Origin of the sequence: Marinobacter sp. LV10R520-4, assembly GCF_002563815.1 — a bacterium.
Lineage (GTDB): Bacteria > Pseudomonadota > Gammaproteobacteria > Pseudomonadales > Oleiphilaceae > Marinobacter.
Genome location: NZ_PDJM01000001.1, coordinates 554,041 through 572,242, shown reverse-complemented (window position 1 = coordinate 572,242; position 18,202 = coordinate 554,041). Strand labels below are relative to the sequence as shown.

The following is an 18,202-nucleotide window of genomic DNA, read 5'->3' as shown; positions in this document are numbered from 1 at the left end:
AGCACCGGGGAGTAGCCTTTTCGTTATCGTTACATAAAAAAAGCCCGCGAAGTTTCGCGCTTCGCGGGCTTTTTTACGCTGTTTTGATAAGACTACATCTTCGGGCCCTTGCCCCTCACGGCATTAGCAATCAGGGAGACCACCAGCAGTACAATGAATACGAAAAATAATATTTGTGCAAAACCTGCGGCTGTACCGGCTATACCGCCAAAACCGAGCACACCCGCCACAATGGCGATCACAAGACATACGAGAGCCCAATAAAGCATCTTACTTCTCCTTCCTTTGAATCCGCTTTAAATATCGCACAACATCTGATTTTTCTCAAATTGCAAAAGTGTAAGATAACGACAATGTACGGTTAAGATAATGTTTAATATGGATTTTACATATTTATTGAATGCTTATTAACGATTTATAATTCGTCTAATAAAGTGATTTTTATTTTTGAAACCCTTAATTTTTTTAAGTTAATCTTTAGCTGTTTGTTGTCATGAGCTCGTATTCTCAGCTATGTTTAAGTGATGCGGTACTAGAAAAAGTGTTTTAAGCCGCGCTACTCTAGTGTGTGAAATGTGGAGGATAAAATGGAAGACCCAAAAACAGTTGTAAAACATGAGCCCCGTAAAAGTCTGATCATTTTGTTTATCATGGGTGTTGTCAGTATCGTGCTTGGCACCATTATCCTGCTGGGTCCGGGAAGTGGCCCGTCAGGCATGGGTGGTGGTGCGGGATGGGTGATGATTATGGTGGGTGTAATCGCGATTGTTTTTTATCTGTTTGGACGAAAATCGAGACGCCCATAGTGCGCTTTAGTCGCACTTGGGCCTCGGTCCGGGCAAGGTGTTGTTCGAAGAGGCGAACAATATTTGGAGAAGATCTAATCATGGCTTTCGTCAGAACTGACACCTTGATGAGCTGGAAGAACAAATGGCCAGAGTTCCCTTACTGGGTAAGGCCCCAGAAATTTGCTATGTGACGGGTCGAGGAAATGCCGACTTCCAGCATAAATTTTCCTTCTTCCCCGAGACCCTCGTCCCCTCCAGCCATGATCGGCGTGCCGTGGGCCATTCCCCCGATGATGTATTTCTCTATCACCTCCCGCCCGTCAGCATTGCACCATACCTGGCGGGGAAAACCGTCGACCTCTTCCTCACGTGTCGGTGATCCTTCAACCTTGTGGATCTTCTGCCACTGCCGGACGATGGAGTCTGCGTTGGCGTTGTCGACGGTCAAATCGCTACCGCCATGCCAGACCGAGATCGTTGGCCAGGGGCCCTCAAATGTGGAGGCTCCGCGCACAAGCGCGTCGAGCTTACTATCCGAAGGGCCACCATATCCCCTCATTCGAACGAGCGCCTCCATCAGGGTGACAGCGCTGCGGTAGGGTAGTCCGGCGATAATCGCGCCCCCGGCGAACACCTCTGGATAGGTCGCCAGCATCACAGCTGCCATAGCGCCACCGGAGGACATCCCCGTGATGAAAACGCGGGACGGATCAATGGGGTGATCATCAACGACTTGCTTGATCATATGACGAATAGAAAGTGGTTCGCCGCCGCCGCGGTGGCTGTCGCCAAACTTGAACCAATTGAAGCTTTTAATGGCGTTGTTGGTTTTTCTTTGCTCCGGAAACAGGAGTGCTATCCCGCATTCGTCGGCGAGAGCAGACCAGCCTGATCCGCTATCATAGCTTTCCGCTGACTGAGTGCTGCCGTGTAGTACGACGACGAGCGGCCCGTTCTTCGGAAAGTTCTTTGGAATATAGGTGTATGATTGTAACGATCCGGGGTCAGTTCCGAATTCGTCTAAAGTAGTCAAACGCTCGTGGCTATCTGTAGATTTCGACATGTTGCATCTTCCGCCTGTTTAGTGTCACAAATAATATTGCCGCCACAAGCGAGATGCCTGACGGCTGGGAAACGACGATTGTTTACCTCAGCGTTTTTATAACACCCCTGGCTCTTGAGAAGCCGCTGCAGCCACCAGATAACCATTCCCCCTATTGATCAGGGCGCGGGACTGTCTTTGAAGGCGGCGCCCGCAAAATTCCCAAAAAACCCAATGATGAGTAATCAAAACACGTTAAATAAAGCGCTTGCGAACTTTGATTGGCTGCCTGTTTGAAGACATTCGGATGATCGAAGAGAGCGCGATATAAATGCTGTATTTCGCTGAAACACAAAATGGCAGAGCCATTGATTTTTAGCAACGGTTATGGAGTTGCGTTTAATTCATAATATATTAATGCTTAATCTCTATCATCGTTCAAAACCCGTCAATCGGCCGTTCACTTCCCTCATCACCAAACCCTCCTGCATCATTGCGGGAACGTCATTTGGCATGTGCCATAGCCTTTGCTAAGTTAAAAAGTGTGACGCAGTTCACTGAATCAGTGAATTCGAACATTGATCGCGTCTTCCTGGAGCAGCGTCCGCAGTGCATCTTCGCCTCGGGCGCTCACTGGAGTGACGTCATACAGGAGTACGACAATGAGTAAACCTATTATTCGCGCAATGGGTGTCTCCCTGCTGGCAGGTGGCATGGCTATGAGTCTTTCAGCGTTCGCGGCAGAGGGGCTGTACACCATGGACGAGCTGAAAGATGCCGATGTTTTTGACAGTACTGGCGAGGAGATCGGTGAGGTCGAGGACATCCTGATGAGCAACGATATGTCGGTACACTCGTTGGTTATCCAGACTGGTGAAATACTGGGCCTCGGGGGCAGTGAGGTCGTTGCGGAACGTGGCACCTTTACCGTCGTGACGGAGTCCGGCAATGCAGACTTCGACGGCATTGTGTACGAAGTCCACATGGAAATGACTCAGGACGAGTTGAAAAAACTGCCAGAATACAACGAGGATTGGTGGAACCAGACCAGCCAAAGCTTGCAACAGGCCTGGGAAAACACTAGGGAAGTTAGTGAGAGCGCCTGGGAGAACACAAAACAGGCTTCTTCTTCAGCCTGGTATAATGTCAAGCAAGGCGTAGAAGAGATGGGTGACGAGGTCGAGCAAGCGACTGAGTAAGCCCGCTCCCCTCAAGAAGCGCCCCGCAGGGCGCTTCCAGCATCCCCCCCTACTTCCTCCAACCTTCCCGCATTCAAGGTAAGCGCCCACGAGCGTGTCCGTTCCCTTAAATCCGTTATATCTGACGTCAGCCAATGGTTGCCAACAATGCGGTAAATTCCTTGGCAGCCACAGGTCGGCTGAAATAATAACCTTGTCCTTCGGTGCAGTGTTTAGATTGCAGAAAGTCGAGTTGTTGTTTCGTTTCTATTCCCTCGGCCACAACGCGATGCTTCAGACTCCCGCCCATCGCAATGACGGCGCTGATGATGGCATTTTCTGTATCGCGTGAAGCGTCATCCAGATCATGTACAAATGACTGGTCAATTTTAAGCGTGTCCAGGGGAAAACGCGCCAGATAGCTCAGGCTGGAATAACCGGTGCCAAAATCATCAATAGCAATCCGCACGCCGAGTTTCTTGAGCGCGTCCAAGACCGCCAATACCTGCTCTGTGTCCTCCATAAGTCCGCTTTCCGTAATTTCCAGTTCCAGGTGACGCGGGTCCAGACCCGTTTCATTGAGTACGGAAATGACACCAGAGAAAAAATCCTGGCTATGGAACTCCCTGGCCGAGACGTTGACCGCTATCTGACCAATATCGAATCCGGCCTGCAACCATGCCTGAGTCTGCCGACAGGCTTCATGAAGAACCCATCTGCCGATCGGAAGAATCAGGCCGCAATCCTCAGCAATGCTGATGAAGTGCACCGGGTAAACGAGCTGGTTATCTGGTTCCCGAATGCGGATAAGCGCCTCGACGCCGGTCACTGATCCGGTTTTAAGGTTCACCTTTGGCTGGTAATGCAACACAAACGCGCTCTGTTCCAGTGCTCGATGCAGTTTCTGCTCCATAGATTGCCGCGCTAGCGCACGGACTTCCATTTCCTGAATGAATATCCGATAGGTATTGCGCCCTTTTTCCTTGGCTTGATACATAGCTGCGTCGGCTTTTCTTGCGACTGTTTCGAGATCCTCACCGTTGTCGGGGTAGAGACTGATGCCGATGCTGAAAGTAACGTTGAGCTGGCTACCACTGACGAGATGCGGCAGACCCATGGCTTCGATTATCTTCTCTGCCGTGACGACAGCGTCACGCGCATCTGCAACTTCGTTCAGCAGCACCACAAACTCGTCTCCTCCCTGACGACAAACCGTATCGGAATGGCGAACGCAGGCTTGCAGACGTTTTGCAATCGACTTCAATAATTCATCACCAACCGCATGACCGAGCGAATCGTTGATGTGTTTAAAATTGTCCAGATCCATATACATCAGGGCAATCTTCGTGCCGTGACGCTTCGCGAATTCAATCGATTGCGCCATACGGTCGTTCAACAGCGAACGGTTCGGCAAACCGGTCAGGTAATCGCGACCGACCATATAAGCCATCTGCTCTTTGGCCAGTTCGGCGGACTCTGCCATGGTTTGGGCGTGAATTGACGCGATGATCAGGCGCTCGTTCGCTTCCTTCAACAGCGCCTGGGCAGCCTCCGCACGACTAGGAACGGTCGGTTCTGTCCCGGTGTTTTGATCTTTGCATCCCTTCTTACTCATCCCGCCTTACCTCACTCAACGCTTTTGGTTGTTTTTTTCCGCGTCGGCTGCCCGCCGAGGATTCCCTCAAAGTCGGACACCGGGTCACCGATGACCATACCTTTATCCGTAATATCGAATCGTCTGATTTCGTTGCTGTGGGAACTGGCACGCACTTTGACGACCGCCATGACGCGCTGTAAGCAGCTCTCAACCTCGATGTAGCGCTGTACGATGATCGCATCGGTGAGAAAGGCGGCTCCGTAGGGGCTGAAGCGCAGATCGGTATAGCGGTCCTCGAGTTCCGACGTCATAAGCACAGTCACGCCGAGGCCGGAGAGTACCGCGATCATGCGAAACAGCGACTCGCGGAAATCCTCGCGGAACGTGGGTGCCACCGCCAGCTCGAACCCGGACAGCGAGTCGATGACCACCCTGGTTGCTTTCATCTCCTTAATAAGGTTAGTCAGGCGCTGTACGATCTCGTCGACCGACAGATCCAGGGCCCGGACATTAATCAAGCCGATCTGTCGGCCTTGAATCATTTCGTCGAGCGTACGGATCCAGGACTGGCCAGGCGTTTGTTCAAACGCGACAATCACGCCAGTTTCGCCCAGGCGCGCGCCTTCGGCCAGGAAGGCAGTGGCAAGGACGGTCTTGCCCGACCCGGTCGGCCCCGCAATCAGCAGCGAATGGCCCGACGGCAAGCCGCCGCCCAGCATGTCATCGAGGCGCGGCACGCCCATGGCAACCCGCTTTTTACTGAGTAATGCCTCTGAGGCCTCTCCCACATCCTCAGGGTCTTTGTGAACGATGGTCGCCGGAAAGACATTGACCCCATCACTGGAAATGCGGAATGCATGCTTTCCTGGCAGGGTCGCCTGGCCGCGCATTTTTATCACTTGCAGCTTGCGCACCATCGAATTCCGTTCGACAGATTGTTCCAGTGACAGCAGACCGTCAGCCACCGTCAAGATCTGATGGGAGCCGCTGTCCGACACAAAGTCTCCAATCAGGAAGGTGGTGGCTTGCCAGCCGGTCAGTTGAAGCCCGAGTAGTTGTAGGAATCGTTGCAGGTTGTTCGCATCTTCGGGTTGGTGTTCCGCCTCCCGTAAAACCGAGCGAAACGAATCGACAAAGACCAACGCTGGAGAAAATGCCACGATCTCCTGGGTGATGCGCGCCAGTACCTGATCAAAATCGCCCGTTGCGGCCTCGTCGCTCAAATTAATGAAGTGAATTGACTCATTGATCTTATCGGAGTCGAAAAAGGTGAACTGCTGCTGATAACGCAGCATCTTTAACGGCGGTTCGCCAAACGCCGTGAAGAATAGCGCAGGCCGCTCAGGCGTTGCCAAGGCGAACATGATCTGGTGGCACAGCGTCGTCTTGCCCGCACCTGGATTCCCACTAATGAGGTTGAAGGAATATTCAGGTATGCCACCGCCCAGGACATCATCAAGCCCCTGCACACCGGTTTTGAGAGGATGTATGGTCACCTTTTTGCTCATGATGTTGTGTCTTGCTCAGGTGTGGTCTCGTGCTTATTAGAAGATGGTGCCAGAGACGCACTGAGAGAACCCAGCAAGGTCTTGACTAAGGAATCACCAATCAAGGTTGCCAGTAGTTCGGTGAAGCCTACCAGCAGGGCTGAACTTGCCTCTACAGCTTCATTCGTATCGCGGCCCGCCAGACGCGCACTAAGACTTGCGAGCAGATCGCCGGTATCTCCGTGATTCTCTGCCATTGTAAGCCACGGGAAGGTTCTACTCGTCAGGTGCAGCGAGCGTTTGAAGAGGACGTTTACACCCACTTCGCCGATCACCGGTGTCAGTATGACGTTCACCAGGAGCAATGTTTGGATGGTGGTTTTGTCCACCGCACCCGCATCGAGGGCACCTTCGGATTGATGCTCCATAGCTCTGTGCAAGGCATACGGACATGATTGTTTGTTGCTTGTTGCCATAGAACGAATCCTTTATACCGTCATCGCCTATGCGGCTCGTTAAGCGCTGTTTACCATCGTAGACGTTTCATCAATGCGACCAGCTTTACTTTTAAATGAGGAAGTTGCAATGGAACGCATTTTCTTAACAAAATGGCAACGCCTACGTGTCGTCATGAAATACGCAGACGGGACATCGTCCCTGGCGCGCTGGGGCTAAAGGCAAAAGTTGCGGTTTCAGCGATTACCCCAGACGCGCCTGGAGAGTTATTCCCGGTCCCAGTAACGTAAGGCCGCACAGCTTTCGATGAACTTTGTGCAGGCTTTTTCAGCCTTGTCTGCATCCAGCTTTATACACCCGTCATCCAGCCGGGTGCCGAAACCGGCGCTGCTTATCAGCTGTTCACCATTGTCGTCAAAGCCGATGAACTTACAGTGGGCGAGGGCATCGCTGATAAAATCGCGAACCGGGGGTTTACCTGCCAGCTCGTCAATTCCGTCGGCGCCTGGCAATAAAGCAATAGCATCGAACAGCACCGATGGCCCACCATCGATTTTTTCATTGGCTGCAATCTTGCGCCCGTTACTGTCTGTTACGCCGCCAATAGTGGGTGCAATCACGGCCAGTACGGCGTTTTGGCTTTCTACGGCTGCTTTTAACGCGTCGAACGTTTCGGCGTTGGTGCCTTCGCTGACAAATACGCCCAGTTTTCGACCGCCAAAGCTGTTTGGGCCATTCTTGAGTATGCTCAACGCATCGGAGACCGGTAAGTCTTTGCGGGGTTTCATCGCCGGCTCAGCAGCTTTCGGCAGGGTATCCAGCCCCAAGCCCTCCGCAACCTTTTCAGCCAGTGACTCATCTACGTTCAGCAGGTGCGCAATCATTCGCAGGCGAATGTCTTCGCGTTCAACTTTGCTGAGTTCAAACACGAAGGCCGCGACTATGTGTTTCTGCTCTACGTCGGTCTGGCTGGTGTAAAACTGAAAGGCCTGGCTGTAGTGGTCTGCAAAGGTGGGAGAGCGTTCACGAACTTTTGTGCCTTCTATTTCCTCAGGGTAGCTGTGGAAACCTTCGGCCGGATTTTCCCGCGGCCCCGGGCTGTCCTCCCAGCTGTTGGGCTCGTAATTAGCGCGGCCCGTGGGATTGGTCATCGCCATGTGGCCATCCTGCAGGAAATGATGCATGGGGCACTTGGGGGCGTTGATGGGAATGTGGGTAAAGTTCGGGCCACCTAAACGTTTGGTCTGGGTGTCCAGGTAAGAAAAGTTGCGGCCCTGCAGCAGCGGATCGTTCGAGTGATCGATACCCCGCACAATATTCTGGGTGCAGAACGCGACCTGTTCGGTTTCCGCAAAAAAGTTATCGACAACCCGGTTGAGCACCATTTTACCCAGCGGCGTAATCGGCACCTGTTCTTCAGGGATAAGTTTGGTGGCATCCAGAATATCGAATTCAAATTCCTCCGCGAAGGCGTCATCGAATATCTGAACCCCCAGCTCCCATTCCGGATAATCACCACGCTGAATGGCGTCCCACATGTCGCGGCGGTGGAAATCGGGATCCGCCCCGTTTATTTTCAGAGCTTCGTTCCACACCACCGATTGCATGCCACGCTTTGGCTTCCAGTGAAACTTCACAAACTTCGAGTCGCCTTCGGCGTTTACGAAGCGAAAGCTGTGCACGCCAAAACCTTCCATAAAGCGGGGCGAGCGCGGTATGGCGCGGTCAGACATGGTCCACATCAGCATGTGCGTGCTTTCTGGCATTAAACTGACAAAGTCCCAGAAATTATCGTGTGCTGACTGAGCCTGAGGAAAACCGCGGTCTGGCGCTTCTTTTACCGCGTGCACCAGATCGGGGAATTTCATGGCATCCTGAATAAAGAACACCGGCATGTTGTTGCCCACCAGGTCCCAGTTGCCCTTTTGGGTGTAAAATTTTACGGCGAAGCCGCGTACATCACGGGGTAAGTCTGCCGACCCCTTGTTACCGGCTACTGTGGAAAAGCGGGTAAATACCGGTGTCTGTTCACCGGGGCGCTGGAACAGGTCGGCGGCGGTCAGTTCTGACTGATTGCTGTAGTTTTCGAAGTAGCCATGAAAGCCAACCCCGCGGGCGTGAACAACGCGCTCGGGAATGCGCTCGTGGTCGAAGTGGAAGATCTTTTCACGCATTACGTGGTCTTCCAATAACCCCGGCCCGCGAGCGCCGGCGCGCAGTGAGTTCTGGTCATCGGCGACGGGCGCGCCTTGCTGGGTGGTCATGGTCGGATGCGTGGCATTTGCATGCTGATGCAATTCGCCACCCTGGCCAGGTGTATATTGCGATGGTTTTTTGGGCTTAGACATAAGCGGGCTTCTCCCTCTATAAAGTTCTTGCTATAAAGTTCTTGCTATAAAGTCCTTGATATAAAGTTCTTGCTGTGCGGTTCCCACAATTGGTTGTTTGAGACCGCCCCTGATTAACGGCGATCTAATACATACTAGTGCGCCGATCAGCCTTTGGTGGGTGTTATGACCAATCTTTAAGATTGCCGTTATCGCGCGCTTGAAGCCTGGTTTTCTGACTGCTAATTATAAATAAGTGCTGCGTTCGTAGGGGCGATGCTGAAGCAGCATCCGAGCTGCAAAACAGGGAGATTCGTAATGCCTTATTCAGAAAAGTCAGATTTACCGAATAATGTCAGTATCAATTTGCCAGGCCACGCATCGTTTTAGTGTCAACATCCACATCCGGCCCGTCGACGTCGTATTCCGGCATATTGCCATTTGTCGCTGCAAGTTGCGTCTTCGTAACCCAGCATCAGGTACTTAAGTACCAGCCAGAAATCAAAGCTGAATTAAACGCTGAATGTAAAATTATTCCGGGAAGCAACGAGTTGTAGCGTTCACGAAAGTATCCGAATACCAGCCCGGGGAAGAACGCGAGCCAGGCGAACAGATTGGCGTTGTACACCAAGTGCGATAGCGTAAAGAGTAAAGAAGTGATTAAGTTGGCAGGCGACAGCCGGGCCGGATATTGCACTCCAGCAGTGTTCCTGCCGAGGTAATTCTGAACCACACCGCGAAAAACGATCTCCTCACACAGAGGCGCAACGAATATAAAAAAGGCCACAACTAAAAAACCGGTCTTAAATGTGAAATATACACCAGCAAGCGCCCCCGCCACGAAACTTATGCTGCAGCCAGCAATTAAAGCTAACAGGAACTGGCGATCACTGAATAAGCGTTCGGGACGTGTGAATCCCCATGAATACCTCAGTGCAGTCGCGTCAGGCATCGTTTCAGGTCCTTTTAAAATGCGATAAAGCTGATGTCCGCGCCCCACAGCCACCGGGGGATCGGCTGACGCGAGCGTAACGCATAATTATTCAGTTACATTAAATACCAGCAACTCTTTTTTAATTCAACGCTCATAATAAGTCTGTACGCTAATCCACATTCGCCCCATCTCCTGTCAGATTCAATATTATATGTACCCTATGAATACGTATTTACTGCTTTACGCTTACTTTATATCGTAATAAATATGTACAGGTTTTAGCGGTCTTCTGGTTGCGTAGTTAGGGTTGGCTTCAACAAGCCCGTTGAACCTGAACTGGGGGAAGTGATTTACGAATCTGGACAGGTTGTTGAGTTTGTTTACTTTCCAATCATTTGTGTCCGGAATATTGACCAAATTTAATCGATTCTCATCGACTGTCATGCCCCGGAATCTACTATTGTTTAATCGTTAGAGCGCCATTTTAGTGCGATCGTGAACGTGACTATCTGGATGATCACTACAGATAAACCGAAAAATGCCGTCTTCCCCGCCTCATGGAAGGTCGGTGCCCAAATGCCCGCTTACGAGAAATCAAACAACTTTTCGTGTCCAAACTGACTCACCGTCTGGAGAAATTAATGAGTAATCAGAGACGTATACTTTCCGTTGTTCCGACCACCCCCGCAGCAGTTACTGAAGTCTGGAAGCTCGGGCAGATGACCTCCGAATTTTGGTCTTCAGCGTTCTCGACGATTAAATCGCGAACGTTTTTATGGGAGGCAAAGTCGCCATTGGACCCAAAAATGATTCATGAAAACCAGCGCATGGTGACCGAGAAGCTCGCCGCGAGCTGGGAGGTCGGTCTTGAGGTTCAGAAGGCGTGGCTGAATATTCTGCTCGGTGGCCAGACGCCCTGGTGGACAACCAGCCGGCGTAGTCTGAAACCACTTCATAAACGCACAACGGCGAATGCAAAGCGCCTCTCGAAATGACATCTGCTCACAACGGCTGGGGGAGTTCGTCCGGAATCCCCCCCCTTTTTTTTGAGCTAAACGTCCGGCTGATTTTTTTGACGTATGCGCCCGGTGGGTGGGTCAGAACTCAGAGGAGAAAAGCGGCTTTATGTACGATTGGATAGCTGACAATTATAAGGTGCTTTCTGTGTGCGCCAGCCTGGCTTCGGTTATTGTCTGGCTGGTTTACGCTCAACTCCTGTATCTGGGTTTTCGCCGGCAACGCAGTCCCCGGCTGATCATTAATCGTGGTCGTAACAAGGATATCAATGCGCTCTGCCTTATCAGCAATATGAGCGCGGAATCGGTTTTCATTGAGTACATCATCGCTGAGCTTGAAACCTCATCAGGCACGATAACGTTGGATGTCACTGATTTCGAGCTGGAATACCTTGAAAGTGGCGATTCGGGTGACGGGCAAAGCGATCAGGCAGCGGGCAATCAGCGACCATTGAATGCCTCGGAAAATACTCGCCAGGGTCCGATACCGCCTGGCGGATTTTTCCATATTGGCACCTTCAACGAACTGATCCAACGTATTGCCCGGAACGAAGTGATGACGACCCGGGAAGATACACCGGAGTATTATTCAGAGAGTCATGGAGAGAAAAATCTGCAAGACAAGCTAGAGCTGAACTGCCTGAGGCTGCGCCTTATCGGTATCTATGGGCCGGAGGCTATGCCCATCGGCGCTGAGCGCCGCTTCGATCTGAAGTACGATGGCGATCACCTGGTGCTGACACCCGGATCCTGGGACACAAAACAGCTGGCGACGTTGCGACAGCGCTATAAGTTAAGTAAGGATCTTGAAAAAATGAATGCGGCGAATTTTTCATGTTTGACAACGCATATTGAATGATTCAAGAACTCATATCACCGCTTTGGATCTGAGCTACACCCTTGAGGAGTGCCTCGTCAACCTGCTTACCGTGCAGCACCGATATATCGCCCGTCGTTTCAAGCACAACCGCGCGTACGGTTGAAAGATCGATCGCGTTCGCTTCACGCAGCTTGGCCATCAAGTCATCCTCGGCAACACGAGTGGCCCGTAAAGCCTCCTGAATAATGACTCCATCTTTCATAAGCAGGACTGGCGTGTTCTGGACCAGTTTGTCGAACCCCGGCGATTTTTTACGCAGTATGGAAGCAAAATATTGCATGGCGAACAGGCCGACCATTGCGGTAAGGCTTTGCAGAAAGCCCTGCCAGTTGCCTGACTGCGATGCGCTTGCCAGCAGGGAGCCCATGGCTATGGTCATGACAAAATCAAAGTTTGTCATTTTCGAAAAGGACCTTAGCCCTACGATCCGAACAAGGAAAATGACCCATAATAATCCAAAGGCGCTCAGCAGAGCCCCTTTGGCGACTGCATCAGCAAACACGTCTGAAAAAAACATCGTGCCCCCTTATTTATGTTATTAAATTCGCTGCCTCAGTATTGCAGAACGGGCCTGTTTATACGGAATTTGAGAGAAATTCTGGGTGTTCTCCCAGATAGCTACCAAGCTCTTCTAAATCCCGCTCGGCATGGCATTGGCGAATATAAAGAGTGAGTTCTGCGATACGGCGAGAATTGTCCCTCTCAAAGGCGTAAGGCCGTGGGCCCAGTGTGCGACCAAAACGATCAAGGATTTCCGTGCAGCCACGCTCGATCTGGTGCCTTACTACCAAAGCTGACGGGAATAACTGCCCTGACTTATTGGTGGGGTCGGCGTCGATCTGTTGTGCGCCCCACCGAAGCAGTGATTGCATGCTGCATACCAGGGCGGCCATGGCTCCGAGATGGGCTTTTGCGTGTCCATCCTTAAGCGTTCTCTGGCGCACCGAATCTACCAGAGCCATTGCTCCGCCCGTCCAGCAGGCCGCAGGCCCCAGCGCCCCTAGGCAAAAGCCTGGACGCTCGAAGTACCATTTGTAGCCACCAATGTAATTATCCTGCGTGATGGGGAAGCGTCGCAGCGCAACATTCCAGGTGTGGGTTTCAGAAAAAGCCGGGGCTTCCCAGGCTTTGCCGTCAAAGTCGATGCGGCCTACCGCACCAACGGCTTGCATATCTACTTCAACAAGTTGCTCGTTGGGGTAAATATAGATCAGCGCGCGATCAACTATATCGGAGCCGCTGCAAAACGGCTTAGTGCCAGTCAGTTCCAGACCGGAAGCGGTCCGGGCAGTCTGCGTAATGTGCAGGCTGTCTGCCGGCCCACCCGAAGCCCATATGGCGTAAAGCGCCTGTTTGTCGACAGGACGCTTTGCCTCCCGCAAAATCTGTGTGGCGTCCAGGTGACCTTCAATCAGGCGAGCAAGGCTTAAATCGTCACGCCCTACGGTGGTCAGAAAAGTCAGCCGGGCAGCGCTTTGGCCTTCACCCATGGGCGGCACCTTGGATTGTATATACGGCAGCAGTTTCTTAGCGGCCGCCTGATAATCACTGGCGAGCGGCCGATCGGGCAGGGAGGAGAGTAAAAGCGCAAGCTGACCGTGGTCTGAATTCATAGCGTTGATTTACTCCAGCGTTGCAGCGCATAGCCGTTGTCCAGCATTGTGAAGTCGCTACTCACGGACAGAACCTGACCGATGGTTTCGTGTACTTTCGCGCCGTGAAGCAGATGGTCTTCCGAATGGCCCAGCCAGTGACACGCAATCAGCCGCCCACCGGGTGTTAAAAGCGACCAGAGTTGCTCAATTTGCGATGCCAGGTCCTCGCACGAGAAGTAATAACCTATTTCAGAAAAGACAATCAGATCACACCGGTGTTTTGGCAGGGCGCCAGGTGAGGTGCCCTGGCGGATGTCCACGTGTGGGTATTCCTGACATCGGGATTTGGCGATCTCAACGGCTGTTGCTGAACAGTCGATGGCTGTCAGGGAGTCACAATAATGTGCGAGCAGCGCCGTGAGCTCGCCCACCGAGCAGCCGGCTTCAAAGGCAGAGGCGTAAAATTTATCCTTTATGCCGTCAACAATGGCCTGATAACGGGCTCGCTCATAGGCAGAGCGCCTGAAGTTCCAGGGATCCTCCGAATTCTGATAAAGCCGCTCGAAGAATTCGGGAGAAGTGTCTGGAAAGCTGTCTTCAGGCGGTGATTGTTTTTGTGAACTCATGCGAATGCGACCTCAGGCGGTTGGCGACAGGCGCGGATTTCTGCTTCGGAAGGGTGGCGCAGAATGTTAACGGTCGCAGCGCCCGGCGACCATTCGATCAGGCCGTAACCAGCGAAGAAGTTCAGCCAGTACTCCATGCACCAGCTGCCCCATTTTTTATGGAAGTACAGTGCGTTGGCCAGAATGTCGTCAAACCTGTCCAGCGGCGGCGTGTAAACAGCATGGTACTGATGCAAAGCCAGCGCATTTGCGCACCACCCGAATTTAATGCCTTTCGCCGCAAGCTGTTCGGCTAAGTCTGTTTCTTCGCCGCCGTAACCCACATAGCGTTCGTCCATTCCGCCCACAGCGTTGTATTGCTCCAGGGTGAGGGCGAATGACAGCCCCCATAGCGCACGGGGATTGGGCTCGTCCATCCAGCCGTCGCCCAGCAAACGGGGGCGTGCCGGATGCTGCTTGCCAAACGCTGCCAAATCGCCGAATGCGGCAACGGCTGGCGTGTTTTCCGACACAGTTCCGGGCAGGTAACGGACTTCCCCGAGAAGACAGCGGCCACAGGCGTCCAGCTCCCGGACAAAACTTTGCACCAGATTTGGTGACGGAATACAGTCGACATCCAGAAAAATGAGTCGCTCGAATGAAGCCTTCGCTGCTGCCGTATTTCTGGCCGCTGCGAGCGGCATTCTGATGCCCGGAACCCTGACCATAGTGACCGGAAACGGCAATGACGGGTCAACCCTGGGCGGATCAGGTTGCATATAAGCGATAACGAGCTCGAAGTTTAAGCAGGTCTGGTTGCGCAGGCCATTGATCAGTGCATCAAGATGCCCTTGCCGGCCCCGGATGAGTGTCAATACACTTGCGACAGGTATCTGCAAAGTGGAGGCCATATTATTTCTCCGCTTTCATCTGCTCGTCAGGCGTGCTCTCAAGCCACAGCTTCTGAATAAGTTCCTCTAACCAGGCGGCGGCCCAGCTGGCGGCGCGGTCATCCACTAGCAGGCGCTGTCGGGAAATATCACACTGGCCTGCCTGCTCCACCAGACTACGCCATTGCCCGAAGCTGGCAGGCCAGGTTGGCGAGTAAACGGCCAGATTCTGGGCGGCAAGCGCTTCGGCCTTACGCACCTGTTCGTTGTAATAACACCATTCGGGAATGCAGATAAGCGGCCGGCCAACCCGCGCAATTTCGTGGGTGAGGGTGTCGCCCGGTGTTGCCACAACAACATCGGCGGCGGCAAGGTAGTCGTTAACGTTATCAACCCAGCCAACATCTCTGAGGTTCGAAAAGTCGGTTTCATGACCGTATCGAACGGTTTTGCCAACGGTCAGCCACAGTGCATCCGGATAGGCTCGCGCTGCCAGGGTGACCGGTGCGATTGGAATACCGACGCCGCCGTTTCCCGCGACAATAACAAAGATCTGCTGATGCTTGGGTAATCCCAGGAGCTTACGGGACTCGGCTTTATCCGGGACCGGATTGCGGGTGTCTATCAGGCCACCTGCGTAAAAAGTTCGCGCGCGTAAATGATCTGGCCAGTCGGGCTGTTCCAGTATTTCGTCGAAGGGTGCGAGTATGCCAGCGCAGGCGGAATAAGCGGCCTGGTGCGCCGCATCTTCACGGTCGCCGTGCATGCGGATTTTGACAACGGGCACACTGCAGATCCGGCTAAGCAGGGCAAGCTCTGCCGACACATCAACCACAAACAGAGCCGGATCTTCGCGGGCGAGCCAGCCCGCAATGATGCCGCTGGCTTCGCGGATAGCCGACACGCCTACCGGTGCACAGTCCAGCGCCGAACAGGGTGGTTGTTGGTGCAGGTGTTCTGATCGTGCCTGTTTGCCGTGAAAATCCGGCAAGCTGACGATTTCAGCGTTATCTGGCAGGTTTGGAAATATGTCAGGTTTGGCACAGAAAATGATTACCGGGCGCGGATTCAGCTGGTGTGCGATCGCCAGACAACGCTTAGCATGCCCATGGCCGTGGTGATGCACAAAATAGCCGACAGGTCGCCGGGAAAGAGTCGAACTGTCAGTAATGACCGGATGCGAGACCATGTTAATCTCCTGTTTCGGCGGTGTTAACTTCCGGGATTCTTCGCATCGGCTGGCTTAGCTTTTTTGGATTTTCGAAGCGTTCTAAGCCCTCAAGAATACCGTTAGCGTAGTCAGCGTCTGCCCAGTAAAGACTGCGACAATCGCGCAGACTTTCGAGTTCGCCGGTATGGTTAGCGACGACAATGCCGAGCGCCGCGTACTGAAGAAGATCCGTGTCGTTACCCGAGTCGCCAGATGCTACAACCTTCTGGCGATCTATGGTGAAGCGCTTGCGAAGGAACTCTACGGCTTTAGCTTTGCCGCCCGCTTCAGGAAGAACGTCGAGAAGGTTGCCGTGGGAATGCACAACGCGGGCAACCAGACCGGCCGACATCAAGACTTTTTCCACTTCTTTCTTTATAGCCTCATTGTGCCAGGCAGAGGATGCCGTCATGGGGCGGGGGCCTGGTGTGTTGGTTCCTGTGGCTCGTATAAAAAAGCTGAGTTTGTACGCAGACTGTGTGTTCTGGGGCTGCAGTTCCAGAGCAGAATGCCGACTGAGTAGCCGTTCGCATTCGTCGCGTTGCCAGTCTGTGTCCAGTTGCCGGTGCCAGGAGTGGATTAGATGGGTTTTTCTATGGCAATCGATTCGGTAAATAGACGAGCCGACATCGGTGATCAGAAAGTCGGGCAAGGGCGCCTTCCAAATTTCCAGCTCCCGCAAGGCGGCTGCTACAGAGCGGCCGGTCGCTATTACAAACAAATAGTGTCGATTCTGCGCCAGCCAGATCGCTAGGCGCTTCAGTCCGTCGCGGTCCCCGAGTAATGTGCCGTCCATATCCGTAGCAAGTAACTGCCTTGCTCGCCTGACATTAAAAGGAATCGGGTCTGCGGGCACGGCAAGATCCATGTCTAAGACGTACTGGCGCGCGTGACGGAACCAAGTATAGAAGTCGACATTGCGGTGCCCGTGTGAACTGTAATGCTGCCACTCGATATCGTTGGATATTAATCGATGGCAAGCGTCCGCTATGCCGCGAATATCGGACGGAGCCACAAGTAACCCGTGCCCGCAGCGGTTGAGGATATCAACGGGCCCGCCTTCCTGAGTTGCCACCACCGGAAGCCCGGAAGCGGCTGCCTCAAGTAACGTGAGCCCAAACGGTTCGATCAGGGCTGGATTGGCGAATACCCCGCGGCGTTTGGCCGCCCACTGGTAGATGGCTGGCACCTGTTCCAGGGTATGGTGTTTTGGGTAGGCAACATGGCCGTATAAATCGTACTGGTCGATCAATTTTAAAAGCTGCTGCCATACGTGACGAGCTTCCGGTTCCCCCAAATCAATCTCACGTCGTGTTCCGGCGTAGATCACCAGGTTAGCTTGATTACGGAGGTTCGGATGCTCGCCATAGGCTCTCACCAGAGCACAAAGGTTCTTTTTCTCCACCGGGCGGGCCAGTGCCAGAATACAGGGGCGATCCGGTTCACGAAGAAACCGCTTTAGCTCCGAATCGATCTGCTTCGCTATCGGTGCTGGCGCTCTACGACGGAAATTCTCCACATGGCATCCCGGTGGATTAACCAGCGTTTTGCGCGCATTGTTCGATTTATACAGTCCGTATTGAATCTGAGCTTCGTGTTCGGAACTTGCGATCAGCTGGTCGGCATGTTTAATGGCCAGCTCTTCGTAGCGGATTCGGCGCCTCAGGTCTTTTCCGATATCGCTGTTCGCCGGTCTGTGCTGCGCTTTGGTGGCACCCAGAGAGTGAGCCGTAAACACATAAGGTATGCCTGAAGCGGCTTTCAGTCGCATTGCGACAACACCTGCATCGGCGTAATGCGCGTGAACGAGGTTCGGACGAATGCCGTAATGCTGCATCTTAGAGATAAGGCAGTCGGCCAGGTGAGGGACCTCTTTCCATAATTCTTCTTTGGACAAGTAGGCTGTGGAATGTCCCTGACAGCGCCAGAGGGTGACGCTGTCGGTCATTTTCTCTTCCTGCTGGTTGTATTCCGTGCCCAGATGGGGATCGTCGAAGGCCCGGGTCACGATGATTTGATGCGATACCTCGGGACACTCAGCAAGGGCTGCAACAAGTTCCAGAAGGTAACGGATATGGCCGCCCGTATCGGCCGTCAAACCATAGGGAATCGATCCTGCTTTAAGGCACCCCTGAAGGGCGATGTGCATGATCACGCCGGACGGTTTACCTGAGAAGACCCTTTCCATTTGATGCCT

General features: G+C 53.0%; 17 protein-coding genes. 4 read left to right on the top strand and 13 right to left on the bottom strand.

What is annotated here, in order from left to right; translation table 11 throughout:
* Window positions 1-92 precede the first annotated feature (92 nt).
* Entirely contained in the window at window positions 93-269 is a 177-nt protein-coding gene (locus tag ATG98_RS02710; RefSeq protein WP_098419394.1) for a DUF1328 domain-containing protein, read from the bottom strand.
* A 318-nt stretch (window positions 270-587) separates the two neighbouring features.
* Between ATG98_RS02710 and ATG98_RS02705 the strand changes: the two genes are divergently transcribed.
* Complete coding sequence (locus ATG98_RS02705; protein WP_098422083.1) at window positions 588-806, top strand: hypothetical protein; 219 nt, start codon at window positions 588-590, stop codon at window positions 804-806.
* A 139-nt stretch (window positions 807-945) separates the two neighbouring features.
* Here the strand turns inward: ATG98_RS02705 and ATG98_RS02700 are convergent, their stop codons facing one another.
* Window positions 946-1,851 (bottom strand): alpha/beta hydrolase family esterase, encoded by a 906-nt coding sequence (locus tag ATG98_RS02700; protein ID WP_098419392.1) that lies wholly within the window; start codon window positions 1,849-1,851, stop codon window positions 946-948.
* Window positions 1,852-2,492: 641 nt separating this feature from the next.
* Here ATG98_RS02700 and ATG98_RS02695 point away from each other — a divergent pair.
* Window positions 2,493-3,029, top strand: a complete 537-nt coding sequence (locus ATG98_RS02695; protein WP_098422082.1) for a PRC-barrel domain-containing protein — start codon at window positions 2,493-2,495, stop codon at window positions 3,027-3,029.
* Between the two features lie 127 nt (window positions 3,030-3,156).
* On the opposite strand, the gene ATG98_RS02690 is transcribed toward ATG98_RS02695, so the two are convergent.
* The 5 genes from ATG98_RS02690 to mrtJ all read right to left on the bottom strand — a co-directional run bounded on the left by ATG98_RS02690 (window position 3,157) and on the right by mrtJ (window position 9,827).
* Window positions 3,157-4,623, bottom strand: a complete 1,467-nt coding sequence (locus ATG98_RS02690; RefSeq protein ID WP_098419390.1) for a putative bifunctional diguanylate cyclase/phosphodiesterase — start codon at window positions 4,621-4,623, stop codon at window positions 3,157-3,159.
* 11 nt (window positions 4,624-4,634) lie between these two features.
* Window positions 4,635-6,113: an ATPase domain-containing protein gene (locus tag ATG98_RS02685; RefSeq protein ID WP_098422081.1), complete on the bottom strand. Its 1,479-nt coding sequence runs from the start codon at window positions 6,111-6,113 to the stop codon at window positions 4,635-4,637.
* The gene (locus ATG98_RS02680; RefSeq protein ID WP_143751425.1) at window positions 6,110-6,568 is read right to left on the bottom strand and encodes a hypothetical protein; all 459 of its coding nucleotides are present in this window, start codon (window positions 6,566-6,568) and stop codon (window positions 6,110-6,112) included. The genes ATG98_RS02685 and ATG98_RS02680 overlap by 4 nt, the downstream gene beginning before the upstream one ends.
* Window positions 6,569-6,814: 246 nt before the next feature.
* On the bottom strand, window positions 6,815-8,896 hold the full coding sequence (locus tag ATG98_RS02675) for a catalase (protein WP_098422079.1): 2,082 nt from the start codon (window positions 8,894-8,896) through the stop codon (window positions 6,815-6,817).
* Window positions 8,897-9,350: 454 nt separating this feature from the next.
* Entirely contained in the window at window positions 9,351-9,827 is a 477-nt protein-coding gene (gene mrtJ / locus ATG98_RS02670) for a JDVT-CTERM system glutamic-type intramembrane protease MrtJ (RefSeq protein ID WP_098422078.1), read from the bottom strand.
* A 623-nt stretch (window positions 9,828-10,450) separates the two neighbouring features.
* On the opposite strand from mrtJ, the gene ATG98_RS02665 reads away from it, so the two are divergent.
* Window positions 10,451-10,804 (top strand): hypothetical protein, encoded by a 354-nt coding sequence (locus ATG98_RS02665; protein ID WP_098419385.1) that lies wholly within the window; start codon window positions 10,451-10,453, stop codon window positions 10,802-10,804.
* A 130-nt stretch (window positions 10,805-10,934) separates the two neighbouring features.
* Complete coding sequence (locus ATG98_RS02660; RefSeq protein WP_098422077.1) at window positions 10,935-11,684, top strand: hypothetical protein; 750 nt, start codon at window positions 10,935-10,937, stop codon at window positions 11,682-11,684.
* 1 nt (window position 11,685) lies between these two features.
* On the opposite strand, the gene ATG98_RS02655 is transcribed toward ATG98_RS02660, so the two are convergent.
* From ATG98_RS02655 to ATG98_RS02630, 6 genes are read right to left on the bottom strand one after another with little or no spacing between them, the layout of a single operon-like run.
* Window positions 11,686-12,222 (bottom strand): DUF421 domain-containing protein, encoded by a 537-nt coding sequence (locus ATG98_RS02655; RefSeq protein ID WP_098419383.1) that lies wholly within the window; start codon window positions 12,220-12,222, stop codon window positions 11,686-11,688.
* A gap of 58 nt (window positions 12,223-12,280) precedes the next feature.
* The gene (locus ATG98_RS02650; RefSeq protein WP_098419382.1) at window positions 12,281-13,318 is read right to left on the bottom strand and encodes a hypothetical protein; all 1,038 of its coding nucleotides are present in this window, start codon (window positions 13,316-13,318) and stop codon (window positions 12,281-12,283) included.
* The gene (locus tag ATG98_RS02645) at window positions 13,315-13,926 is read right to left on the bottom strand and encodes an SAM-dependent methyltransferase (RefSeq protein WP_098419381.1); all 612 of its coding nucleotides are present in this window, start codon (window positions 13,924-13,926) and stop codon (window positions 13,315-13,317) included. The genes ATG98_RS02650 and ATG98_RS02645 overlap by 4 nt, the downstream gene beginning before the upstream one ends.
* Complete coding sequence (locus ATG98_RS02640) at window positions 13,923-14,816, bottom strand: glycosyltransferase family 2 protein (protein WP_098422076.1); 894 nt, start codon at window positions 14,814-14,816, stop codon at window positions 13,923-13,925. Before ATG98_RS02640 ends, ATG98_RS02645 begins: the two co-directional genes overlap by 4 nt.
* 1 nt (window position 14,817) lies before the next feature.
* On the bottom strand, window positions 14,818-15,984 hold the full coding sequence (locus ATG98_RS02635) for a glycosyl transferase (protein ID WP_098419379.1): 1,167 nt from the start codon (window positions 15,982-15,984) through the stop codon (window positions 14,818-14,820).
* 1 nt (window position 15,985) lies between these two features.
* On the bottom strand, window positions 15,986-18,154 hold the full coding sequence (locus tag ATG98_RS02630) for an HAD-IIB family hydrolase (RefSeq protein WP_179888026.1): 2,169 nt from the start codon (window positions 18,152-18,154) through the stop codon (window positions 15,986-15,988).
* Window positions 18,155-18,202 lie beyond the last annotated feature (48 nt).